The organism is Halothiobacillus neapolitanus c2 (genome assembly GCF_000024765.1).
In the GTDB taxonomy this organism is placed as follows: domain Bacteria; phylum Pseudomonadota; class Gammaproteobacteria; order Halothiobacillales; family Halothiobacillaceae; genus Halothiobacillus; species Halothiobacillus neapolitanus.
This window is the reverse complement of the sequence record NC_013422.1, coordinates 2,571,329-2,582,886: the sequence shown is the minus strand read 5'-3', so window position 1 is coordinate 2,582,886 and position 11,558 is coordinate 2,571,329. Positions and strand designations below refer to the sequence as shown.

General features: G+C 53.0%; 13 protein-coding genes. 10 read left to right on the top strand and 3 right to left on the bottom strand.

Translation table 11 applies throughout. The features are described from left to right. Positions 1 to 157 precede the first annotated feature (157 nt). From rpmH to mnmE, 5 genes are read left to right on the top strand one after another with little or no spacing between them, the layout of a single operon-like run. Positions 158 to 292, top strand: coding sequence for a 50S ribosomal protein L34 (gene rpmH / locus HNEAP_RS12030; RefSeq protein ID WP_012825254.1), 135 nt, complete (start codon positions 158 to 160; stop codon positions 290 to 292). Positions 293 to 316: 24 nt separating this feature from the next. Beyond that, positions 317 to 688, top strand: a complete 372-nt coding sequence (gene rnpA / locus HNEAP_RS12025; protein WP_012825253.1) for a ribonuclease P protein component — start codon at positions 317 to 319, stop codon at positions 686 to 688. Further along, positions 673 to 1,083, top strand: coding sequence for a membrane protein insertion efficiency factor YidD (gene yidD / locus HNEAP_RS13130; protein WP_012825252.1), 411 nt, complete (start codon positions 673 to 675; stop codon positions 1,081 to 1,083). The genes rnpA and yidD overlap by 16 nt, the downstream gene beginning before the upstream one ends. A 13-nt stretch (positions 1,084 to 1,096) precedes the next feature. Next, entirely contained in the window at positions 1,097 to 2,809 is a 1,713-nt protein-coding gene (gene yidC, locus HNEAP_RS12015; RefSeq protein ID WP_012825251.1) for a membrane protein insertase YidC, read from the top strand. A gap of 16 nt (positions 2,810 to 2,825) precedes the next feature. Beyond that, a complete protein-coding gene (mnmE, locus tag HNEAP_RS12010; protein ID WP_012825250.1) occupies positions 2,826 to 4,172 on the top strand; it encodes a tRNA uridine-5-carboxymethylaminomethyl(34) synthesis GTPase MnmE in 1,347 nt (448 codons plus the stop codon). A 96-nt stretch (positions 4,173 to 4,268) separates the two neighbouring features. On the opposite strand, the gene HNEAP_RS12410 is transcribed toward mnmE, so the two are convergent. From HNEAP_RS12410 to HNEAP_RS11995, 3 genes are all read right to left on the bottom strand, one after another. Next, positions 4,269 to 4,607, bottom strand: a complete 339-nt coding sequence (locus HNEAP_RS12410) for a DUF2173 family protein (RefSeq protein WP_012825249.1) — start codon at positions 4,605 to 4,607, stop codon at positions 4,269 to 4,271. 9 nt (positions 4,608 to 4,616) lie between these two features. Further along, entirely contained in the window at positions 4,617 to 4,958 is a 342-nt protein-coding gene (locus HNEAP_RS12000) for a DUF2173 family protein (protein WP_012825248.1), read from the bottom strand. An 84-nt stretch (positions 4,959 to 5,042) separates the two neighbouring features. After that, the gene (locus HNEAP_RS11995; protein WP_012825247.1) at positions 5,043 to 5,417 is read right to left on the bottom strand and encodes a DUF2173 family protein; all 375 of its coding nucleotides are present in this window, start codon (positions 5,415 to 5,417) and stop codon (positions 5,043 to 5,045) included. 809 nt (positions 5,418 to 6,226) lie between these two features. Here HNEAP_RS11995 and coxB point away from each other — a divergent pair. From coxB to cyoE, 5 genes are all read left to right on the top strand, one after another. After that, positions 6,227 to 7,360 (top strand): cytochrome c oxidase subunit II, encoded by a 1,134-nt coding sequence (coxB, locus tag HNEAP_RS11990; protein ID WP_012825246.1) that lies wholly within the window; start codon positions 6,227 to 6,229, stop codon positions 7,358 to 7,360. Beyond that, positions 7,357 to 9,009, top strand: coding sequence for a cytochrome c oxidase subunit I (ctaD, locus tag HNEAP_RS11985; RefSeq protein WP_012825245.1), 1,653 nt, complete (start codon positions 7,357 to 7,359; stop codon positions 9,007 to 9,009). Before coxB ends, ctaD begins: the two co-directional genes overlap by 4 nt. Before the next feature lie 175 nt (positions 9,010 to 9,184). Then, the gene (locus tag HNEAP_RS11980) at positions 9,185 to 9,928 is read left to right on the top strand and encodes an SURF1 family protein (protein WP_012825244.1); all 744 of its coding nucleotides are present in this window, start codon (positions 9,185 to 9,187) and stop codon (positions 9,926 to 9,928) included. After that, entirely contained in the window at positions 9,916 to 10,515 is a 600-nt protein-coding gene (locus HNEAP_RS11975) for a hypothetical protein (RefSeq protein ID WP_012825243.1), read from the top strand. Before HNEAP_RS11980 ends, HNEAP_RS11975 begins: the two co-directional genes overlap by 13 nt. Before the next feature lie 60 nt (positions 10,516 to 10,575). Beyond that, a complete protein-coding gene (gene cyoE, locus HNEAP_RS11970; RefSeq protein WP_012825242.1) occupies positions 10,576 to 11,496 on the top strand; it encodes a heme o synthase in 921 nt (306 codons plus the stop codon). Positions 11,497 to 11,558 lie beyond the last annotated feature (62 nt).

The following is an 11,558-nucleotide window of genomic DNA, read 5'->3' as shown; positions in this document are numbered from 1 at the left end:
AATTGACAACACAGCATTTTTTCAGTTTAATGCTCGGCCTTTTGGCTTGTGTTGCTTTCTCGAGCAGGTTGCGTCGCGTGGCTGAGTCTTCGCCGACAAACGGGGATGAAAATGGTCCCGCGCCACACAAGCAGATAAATTTACAGGAATTTTCGCCATGAAAAGAACATACCAGCCCAGTATTATTCATCGTGCCCGCACACACGGTTTCCGTGCTCGAATGGCTACCCGTGGTGGCCGTGCGGTCATCAACGCCCGTCGCGCCAAAGGCCGTAAGCGTTTAGCCGTTTAATCGAAAATTTCGATTAACCGAACCATGATGGCCTCGCCAAAACGGTTTGGTTTTCCTGTTGATGTTCGCTTGCGTCGCCCTGACGAGTACAAGCGAACGCTAACATCCGGTAAGCGCGTTCATTGCGAACTGCTGATGGCAGTGGTTACCCCGAACCAAGGTGCTAACCCACGGTTAGGTCTGGCCATTGCCAAGCGTCAAACACGTTTGGCACACGAACGTAACCGGGTCAAACGAATCGCTCGTGACCATTTTCGTCGTCATCAAGCCCAATGGCCATCATTTGATTGCGTCATCATGGCCAAAGCCGGTATCGAAAAAGTGTCCAATCCCGAATTACAGATCATGATGAAACAGCTATTCGAAAAGGTGGCCGCGCGATGCGTTGGCTCCTGATTCGACTGGTCCGGTTTTATCAGATTTTCATCAGCCCGTTTTTGCCGCCGAGCTGCCGATTCGAGCCTACCTGCTCACACTATGCGATCGAAGCGATTCAAAAACATGGTGCCCTTAAGGGCGGCTGGATGGCGTTAAGGCGCATCGGGCGCTGCAATCCCTTTTGCGAAGGCGGATACGATCCCGTGCCCGAAAGCAAATCCGGAACAGTGACCAGCTCGCCACGCAGATGTCACGATCATCCTGTAAACTACGTCACACCTGATCCTGACAAGGAACCGCCGACGGTTTCGTCTGTCGATCACTCCCCGGCTGTCGCGGATCATTGCGCGCCCCAAGGTAAAAAGAACCTGGGGCAAAATCCAGGGCATAACGTTACTAACCCACCTAATTGATTGAGTCTTAAAGATGGATAATCGCCGCCTAATTCTGGTTGTTGCTCTTGGTTTTGTTTTGATATCGCTCTGGCAAGCCTGGACGCATGACCAATCGCAATCAGCCCAACAGACGGCGGCCACCCTGCAAAACGCGGCTAGTCCAGATAGTCCGGCACAACCCACAGCAGCCAAAGACATACCGGCAACCTCAGCGCCCTCTGCCAGTGGCCAGGACCAAAGCGCCGTACCCGGTGGCTCGGCAGCCAAACCGACTTCTAAAGCCGCGCAAACCATTACTGTCAAAACAGATGTACTGGCTCTGAAAATCAGCCTGCAAGGCGGGGTGATCGATGAAGCCGATCTGCTCAAATATCCTCAAGAACAGGACAAGGCCGACCCCGTTCGATTGCTGACGGACAGTAACGGCTTCGTTTATGTCGCGCAATCGGGCTTGATCGGAGAGAAAGGCGCACCGGCGCCGGACCACTACGCCCAATACACTGCCCCGCAAATGGAATACACGCTGACGCCAGGTGAAAATGAGTTACGCATTCCACTTACCTGGGAAAAGGACGGCATCAAGATCACCAAGTTGATCATCATAAAACGTGGTGATTACACCGTTCAGGTCGAATACAAGATCGACAACACCAGCCAATCCCCCTGGGCGGCCAGCCAATATCGTCAATTGACGCGGCTGGGTACCACGCCGGGCACGCAGCTGGTTCACACCTATACCGGCACGGTTTACGCGGGTGATGTACCCGGCACGAAAGATCGTTTGGCCTATGAAAAGATTCCGTTCGAGGAAATGCTGAAAACCAAGCTTTCGAAGGATTTGAGCAGTGGCTGGGTGGCTATTATCCAACACTACTTCATGAGTGCCTGGGTACCGAGCGATCGCCAACAGGTCAACCATTTCTACACGCTCGTGTCGGACAAGAACAATCAGACCCTGTACACCATCGGCATGAGTTCCCCGGTCACGACTATTCCGGCTGGGGGCTCGGGTGAATTGTCATCCACGCTTTATGTCGGTCCGAAAATCCAGGCCAATCTTGCGCCGCTCGCACAAGGCCTGAACCTTACTATCGATTTCGGTATTTTCACCGTCATCGCCGATCCGATCTTCTGGCTGCTCAAGCACTTCCATGAATGGGTTGGCAACTGGGGCTGGTCGATCGTGCTGGTGACGCTGGTCATTAAACTCTTCTTCCTCTGGCCTTCGGCCATCAGTTATCGCTCCATGGCGAAAATGCGTGCCGTCACACCGAAGATGAAGGCGCTCAAGGAAAAATTCGGCGAGGACAGACAAAAGCTTTCCCAGGAAATGATGAAGCTTTACCAGCGGGAGAAAATTAATCCCTTGGGTGGCTGTCTGCCCATTGTGATTCAAATTCCGGTCTTTATTTCTCTGTATTGGGTATTGGCCGAATCGGTTGAATTGCGCCAAGCGCCGTGGATTTTGTGGATCCATGACCTGTCGCAGAAGGATCCGTATTTCGTGCTGCCGTTGCTCATGGGTATTTCCATGTTCATCCAGCAGAAACTCAACCCGGCGCCGGTTGACCCAATGCAACAGAAAATCTTTGCCTGGTTGCCGGTCATCTTTACCATCTTCTTCTCGTTCTTCCCGGCAGGTTTGGTTCTGTACTGGTTCGTGAACAATCTGCTCTCCATTGCGCAGCAGTACATGATCACGCGGAAAATCGAGAAGCAGATGGCACTGATCAAGTCCGAGTAATCCCTCGGGCGTGCTCATGCATTCGCCACACGACACCATTGCCGCCATTGCCACAGCGCCCGGACGTGGTGGTGTCGGCATTATTCGTTTATCCGGCACGCAAGCGCACGCGATTGCCGAACGCATCGTCTCGACCTTGCCTCCGATCCGCTACGCGCGGCACGTCCCATTTAAACACCCCAATACCGGCGCGCTCATCGATGACGGGCTTTGCCTTGTATTTTCGGCGCCGCATTCGTACACCGGCGAAGACGTGGTGGAATTGCAAGGCCATGGCGGCCCGGTCGTACTGGATCATCTGCTGAAACTGATTCTTCAACAGGGCGCGCGACTGGCTCGCCCGGGTGAATTCACCGAACGCGCCTTTCTCAATGGACGAATGGATCTGGCGCAGGCCGAAGCGGTAGCCGATTTGATCGATGCCGGCAGCCAGGCCGCCGCGCAGGCCGCAAGTCAGGCTCTGCAAGGCGTGTTTTCCGAACGGGTTCATCGCGTCACACAACAGCTGATTGCGTTGCGCATGTTCATCGAATCCGCGCTTGATTTTCCCGAAGAAGAAATTGATTTTCTTTCCGATGCCCGGCTGATTACCCAATCACAGCAACTGGTCGATGAAATCGCCGAACTGCTGTCTGAAACACAGCAAGGCGTACTCCTTCGCGAGGGCATGCGCGTCGCGATCGTCGGTCAGCCGAACGCCGGGAAATCGAGTCTGCTGAATCAATTAGCCGGAGATGATCGTGCCATTGTGACCGACATACCGGGCACCACACGCGATGTACTACGCGCCGAAATTCAGATCGATGGCCTGCCCGTCCATATCATCGACACCGCCGGTTTGCGTGAAAGTGACGAGCCGATTGAACGTGAAGGCATTCGCCGCGCCTGGCGTGAAGTGGAACAGGCGGACGCGGTGTTGTTTCTTCAGGACGACCACCGCAATAATCCGGATGAGGATGAAAAGATCCGAGCCATGCTGCCGCGCAAACACACCATTTGGGTATTCAACAAAATCGACCTGAGCGGTCGTCCAGCAGGATTCGATCAGGAAAAAATCCATCTGGGCATCAGCGCAAAAACCGGCGCGGGCATTAAGGAACTTCGCGCACATCTCAAGGAAATCATGGGTTATCAATCCACGGAAGGCGGTCAGTTCATCGCCAGAAGAAGACACCTGGATGCCTTACTTGGTGCTCAAAAAGAAATCATTTCTGCCCATAGTGCTTTGACGACACAATCCGCTGGAGAACTGGCAGCCGAATCGCTCCGTCGAGCACAGCTAGCCTTGGATGAAATCACCGGAAAATTCACCGCAGATGATCTGCTCGGTGAAATTTTCAGCAATTTCTGCATTGGAAAATAAAAAACGGGCCAGACGTATGAGGGTTTGATCGCTGAGACGATTGCTACGCCGGCTCGCGACGAATCATTGATGATCAGAAAGATCGGACCCTCAATCTTACATATTCAGAAAGGTATCTTTGACCAGTTTGATCATGTTGTGGTTTACCTTGCTGTTATCCACGATGCAGACGAGATTCCCCCATCCGTACACCGAAAATTTCGGACCGTGCACGGCCCAACCATTGACGAGCACCCATTGCCTTGATGGCGTCAACATGGCGAACTGGTCGATCAGCCCCTGCAATAACCGCATGTAATCATTAGCAAAGCGGGACAGGCGCTTGGCCTCATCCAGCGGCAGCTCCCCAAGCACCGTCATGGGCGCAGGTTTCAGTCCTTCGGTAAATACGACGACTGCCATCACGCCATCTATTTTCTTCAGTTGATTGATCATGATCCCTCCTCAGTCTGCGAGTGCCTCGAAAGCCTTATCGTAGTCCGCATTTTGGTTGATGAGCACAATCGCCTTGTTACCGCGGGCGACCACGGAGACATCGAGGCAAACGAACGTAAATCCTTCAACGGGATTAAATCCCTTAAGTTCGCTGGACTTTTCCCAGCCAACGGCCTGCATGTTGCTAATCGCTAGGTTGGCCACGCAAATGTGCGCGAGCATTTCCAAGGTCGATTCGTCCAGTTCATGATTACCAGGCTTGATATCGGAATCGAGAAGCTGACCGGACGGTGAAAAGGTAAAGCCTGCGACGGCGCCAGGCACTTGGGTCAATTCATTGGTTGTGGCCATGATGGTCCTCCGTGATGGATACTTATCTGAAGGTGCGTTGACGGCTTGGACACTCATTCAAGTAATCCGTCCGATCATTTTTGATTAAATTAAGTGGTCTTGGGCTTCTTTAGTTTCGTTGAGCATGAGATGCAATATGGCATTGAGTGAGCCATCGATGTTGTTAAGAATGCAAAATGAATCTGAAACGACGCAGATGGATTTTTGGGCACCCCGAACAATCCACCCATTCGCTGAATGCAATCCGCAATATTCTTGATTCGGTTTGTACGCGGTGAGAGCCTCCAACATATTTCCTTGCATTCGCACCATTCTAAGGTTGGCGTAACACATGGCAGCAAGTCGCTGAGCTTCTGTTTTAGAAAGAGATCCCATGTAATCTCTTATCTCGCCCTTGTAGGTGAAATACCCCGCAGCTATAACGCCCGGCATTTTCATGAGTTTGCCAATGTAACGCATGTCCTTTACTCCCATGGGTGCGGCTTATCACAGTCATATATTATCCAAGCAATAAATAATTGCATATCAAATATATTAAATATACTACCTATTTTGCTTATGATGCTCTACTTGATCCAGAGCTGCCCCACATACAAATAAACCCCCTTGGAATACACAACAAATCATTGATTTTTATGCGGCTTACAAACAGGCGGGCATGCATGTTTGTAAGCCTTTTATAAGGCTGGTATGGGCTGCTTGGGTTCTTCGCTGGCCGTAACTTTTCATAAAATGGAACCTGTTAATCAAATCGCCCCATCCTCGATTGCGCCACTTGGATCGATAAAAAGAATTAAGGCCGAAAGGTGCCGTAATGGTCGGTTCAAGCGATCGACGTGAAGCATGCTTTATAAGAAATTAATTAAATTACAATAAAGCAAATTTCAAATTTTATAATAAACATATAATCTGATTTTTTAACATTAATATTAACCGTTTTAAATAATTAAAAGCTTTATGGCTAATAGAAAAATGATGCTTACTTTACTATTGACAAATTAATTGCCTCTGTATGTAAAATGATTTTGATTAACGCACCGAATTAATAGGTAATTCCAGCATAAAAAAGGACAAGTTCGGTGTGTTGATCATAGTGGAACCGAAGAGTGAACTCTTCGGTTCGGGGGGACACAAGGCTGTGCCGCCATCATCGGCGGTTTGAAACGCAGATGATTAAAGAAAGAAAAAATTATTTTTGCTTTTGTTCTCCGAACACATCGGGATGGTGTCGTTCGAAGTTTTCAGAAGGCACACACAGGGGAGTCAGGATGGCAACGCGTTTAATTCTGATAGTGACGGGGTTACTTGCACCGCTCTCGTCGGTCATGGCGGCACAAGAAGACCCGCTGAGTTTCAACATGCCGGTCGGCGTAACGACAACCAGTCAAACGGCCTATGACTTGCACATGCTGGTGTTTTGGGTCTGTGTCGTTATCGGTATCGGTGTGTTTAGCGTTATGGCTTGGTCGCTGGTCCGTCACCGACGTTCTCGTGGTGCGGTGGCATCACAGTTTCACGAGAACACGGCCGTTGAAGTCATCTGGACACTGGTTCCGGCATTGATTCTGATCGCCATCGCTGTACCTGCCACCAAGGCGATTATTGCAGCTAATGCCCAACCTGCGACGCCGGATGTCGTGATTGATGTCCTCGGCTCACAATGGAAATGGGAATACAAATACCCACGTGAGGGCATTTCGTTCTTCAGCAACCTGGCCTCTCCCAGTCGGGACGCCAGCCAGCTCGGTGCCAAGGAATCACCCGCCAACGTTCCCTATTACCTCCTTAACGTGGATCACCCCATGGTCGTTCCGGTGGGTAAAACCGTTCAGGTACAGGTTACCAGCTCAGATGTCATTCATTCCTGGTGGGTTCCCCAGCTCGGGTTCAAAACCGATGCGATCCCAGGGAAGGTTAACAAAATGAGCTTTGTCATCGACAAACCCGGAACCTACCGAGGACAGTGCGCTGAACTCTGCGGGGCGGGTCATGCCTTTATGCCGATCGTGGTCGAAGCCATGATGCCCGCCGCGTATGCCGAGTGGATGAATAAGGAAAAGGCAGCCCTTGCCGCGACGAATGCGCAAGCGGCTGGCCCATGGAATATGAACACCGCCATGGCCCAGGGCAAAAAGGTCTACGGCACGATCTGTGTTGCCTGTCACCAAGCAAATGGCAAGGGCATCAAAGGTGCGTTTCCCGCCCTCGACGGCATGAGCATCAGCGTCAAGGATCATATCGATATCGTAGTGCACGGCAGCAAGAAGAATCCAGTCATGCAGGCCTATGGCAAGCAGTTGAGCGACCGCGACATCGCCGCCGTCATTACCTACGAACGTAACGCCTGGGGTAACCACACCGGGGATCTCATTACGCCCAAAGAAATAGAGGCCGCACGATGAATCACTCCTCTGAACATGTCTTGCACAGTACCGCAGCAGACACCACGATCGGTCACGTCCATGAGCACGACGCGCACCACGGTCCCCGAAAAGGCATCCTGCGCTGGCTGTTAACGGTGAACCACAAGGCTGTGGGCACCATGTACTTGGTGCTCAGCCTGGTGGGCCTCATGGTGGGCGGGGTGATGGCACTGATGATCCGCTCGGAGCTGTTCCAACCGGGCATGCAACTGATGCAGCCGCAATTCTTCAACTCGCTAACGACCATGCACGGTCTGACGATGATTTTCCTCGCCATCATGCCGGGTCTGACCGGGTTGGCGAACTGGATGGTGCCGCTTCAAATCGGTGCGGATGACATGTATTGGCCTCGAGTCAACAACTGGGCTTTCTGGGCCATGCCCCCAGCAGCGATCATTCTCTGGAGCACGTTCTTTATTCATGGGGGTGCTCCAAACGGTGGATGGACGTTCTACCCGCCGTTATCCGGCAGCTTCGGACCGGAATCGATCGACTGGATGATCGTTTCCATCCACATCATGGGGGTTTCGTCGTTCTTCGGTGCGCTGAACATCATCCTCACCATCCTGAAGATGAGGGCACCGGGTATGAAGCTGATGGATATGCCCCTATTCAGCTGGTCGTGGCTGATTACCGGCTTTTTGTTCCTGCTGGCCATGCCCACCTTGGCCATTGCCGCGACCATGGTGTTGTCGGATCGCCATTGGGGTACTCATTTCTTTGAAGCGGGCGGGAACCCGGTGTTGTTCCAACACATCTTCTGGTTTTTCGGCCATCCCGAAGTCTACATCATGATTTTGCCGGCATTCGGCATCATCTCCGAAGTGGTTCCGGCGTTCTCACGCAAACCCATCTTTGGGCGTAAATCGATGTTTTACGCGACGGCCGTCATCACGTTCCTGGCGACGATCGTCTGGGCGCACCACATGTTTACGGTCGGGTTGCCGGTTTGGGGGCAGTTATTCTTCATGTACTCCACCATGCTGATCTCGGTGCCCACCGGCATCAAGATCTTCAACTGGGTTGCGACCATGTGGCGCGGGTCTCTGAGCTTCGAAGCGCCAATGCTCTGGGCAATCGCGTTCATCATATTGTTTACCATCGGTGGATTTTCCGGCGTGATGCTCGCCAACGTAGCCGCAGATTATCAGTACCAAGATACCTATTTCGTGGTTGCGCATTTTCACTATGTGCTGGTGAGCGGCTCTCTGTTCGGCATATTTGCCGGCGTGTACTACTGGCTGCCCAAGTGGACTGGGCATCTGTACGACGAACGCCTCGCCCAATGGCACTTTTGGTTATCGGTGATCTCGATGAACATCACCTTTTTCCCCATGCATTTCGCTGGCTTGGCCGGCATGCCGCGCCGGATTCCCGACTACGCGGTTCAATTCACGGATTTCAATATGATTTCAACAGTCGGCGCCTTCATCTTTGGCTTCTCACAATTGATTTTTATCGTGGTTTTGATCAAGGCCTATCGCGGTGGAAAAGCAGCGGGAGCCCGGCCATGGGATGGCGCAAGGGGGCTGGAGTGGGTCATCCCTTCGCCCGCGCCTTACCACACGTTTACCACGCCACCGACCGCCAAGCAGTTGCATGACGAAGGTCCCAAGGCGTACGAGTGATGGGTTTTGGCAAGGTCTGCGCTTTAAACCTGAAACCAGATGCGGCCGTTCATGTCGTGCGCTCAACATCCAAGCACGATTCACACGAACGGTCTTCTGTTCACGCAATTGCAATGAGTGAATCCGATTGAACACCTTCATTGTCGACAGGCGGATATCACCAAGAGAGGGGGTCATGCGTTTTCAACCCGCACTGGCACAAACCGTTTTCACCCTTCTGCTATTGCCGGGCTTCATAGCCCTAGGCGTTTGGCAAATCCATCGTGCCACCGAAAAAAAGGTTCTGTTCGCACGCGAAGCGGCTGCAGAAACAGCAGCGCCTCAACCACTGGGCTTTCAGAACAAAAGTCAGAACACGGGGCCGCTCTCCCTGCACGTTCGGGCCCGGGGCCTGTACGATCCTGCCCATCTCTTCCTGCTGGATAACCGGGTGCGTGATGGGCAGGTGGGTTATTACCTGCTTGCACCGCTTCGACTGAACACGGCAGCCGCAAATGAGCCTGCCGTACTCGTCAATCTCGGCTGGATTCCTCTGGGCGAAAGCCGTCAACAACGCCCCAAGGTCAGTGTGCCGATAACCGAGGTAACCGTCACTGGACTCGCGCTCAAACCCGATAAACCACCCTTTACCCTTCAAGGCAGTCAGGAGTTTTCATCCGGTTGGCCAAACGTCATTCAAGCCGTGCAACCCGAGCGTATGGCACAGCTCTTGGGATACCCATTGCTTCCCGTCGTGATCTATCCCGACGGCTCCGAAGTCATGGCCATTCGAGAAAAGGCCATGCATGCCTTCGGACCCACGCGGCACTATGGCTATGCCGCTCAGTGGTTCGGCTTTGCAGTCATTCTGGTGGGTTTATATATCCGACACGGATTCAAGCGCGCCCGCGGCAAAGGAGCAAAGCGATGGACGGTATAAGCAGCGTGTTGCCGCAACGCAAAGGCATCGTGATCGGTGGGTTGGTTCTCATCTTCGGTCTGCCCCTCGCTTTGGCCTGGTTGGTTTTTCATTTCCATGCCGGCTCCTTCAAGGGTGGTCTGGAACATGGCGAGCTCATCACACCGGCTCAACAGTTTTCACCACCACCGATGATCAACGATCAAGGCGAGGCGATCTCGGGTGATCTGTTTCGAGGCAAGTGGACATTGGTTTATTACAACCCGGCTCACAAAACGAACTCCGTTCTTCCTCAGACCAATCCCTGCGATCAGCATTGCCTAGACCTGATGGACACCTTGCGCCGCATTCGCCTGGCACAAGACCGCGCCATGCGTGAAGTGCGCCTCGTGCTTGTTTTGCCGACATCCGCGTCACCCCTGACCGAGGGAGCGAAGTGGGTGGACAGCAACATCCATGTCGTTACCGCCGATCATTGGCCATTGGCACCCGGATCCGTTTATATCGTTGATCCCCAAGGTTTTCTGGTGTTGCGCTACCCAACCGGGTTTGAGCCCACTGGGTTGCTCAAGGACTTAAAACATCTTCTCAAGCTTGCCGGCAATTAAATCAGGTGCCTCTCGATGAACCATTAAGGTTCAACGGCACATCGTAAGTGGAGCCAAACCATGACCGTACGTACCCAAACCCTCATGCTAATGCAGGTGATCCCCTGGCGTAGCTATGTGAAACTCTGCAAGATCAAAGTCGTCTCGCTGGTGGTTTTTACCGCGCTGGTCGCCATGGTGCTCGCTGCCCCACCGGGTAATCTGCCTTGGGCCACGGTACTGGCTGCGACAGTAGGCATTGCGCTCGCCGGTGCGTCGGCGGCCGCGTTAAACCACATCGCGGACCGGGAAATCGATACGGTAATGGGCCGCACCCAGAATCGTCCGCTACCCATGGGAAATATCTCGAGGGGATCCGCCACCGTATTTGCCTTATCGCTAGCCTCCCTCGCCCTCGTGATCATCTGGACCTTGGTCAATCCGCTGACGGCCGTACTGACACTCCTGACACTGATCGGCTACGCCGTGATCTACACGCGCTATCTCAAATGGATCGGGCCACAGAACATCGTCCTAGGCGGCGCTTCTGGCGCGGCGCCGGCCATGCTGGGTTGGTGCGCCATCACCGGTCAGATTGGCTGGGAGGCATTTGCCTTGTTTCTGATCATATTTGTCTGGACACCACCCCACTTTTGGGCGCTTGCCATTGCACGGCGAGACGAATATGCCAAAGCAGGGGTACCCATGATGCCGGTGATACGAGGGGTGGCCTATACCAAACGCAGTATTTTCGCCTATGCCCTGGTTCTTATCCCGGTGAGTTACTTGCCGGTTACCGTCGGCTTGAGTGGACCTTTCTACCTGATCGGCGCGACCGTGCTCGGCGGTTTGTTCGCCATTCGTGCCTATCGATTGATGTTTGTTGACAGTGATCGTCAGGCGATGCGTCTATTCGGTTTTTCAATCACCTACCTTACGGTCCTGTTTGCCTTATTACTGGTCGATCACTACCTGCCGATCAGCGGCTGGTCCTCCTGGTAATCACCGTCATCACGCCATGGCGATGAACACCCCTATTGTTCAATCAAGTCAAGCCGAACCGG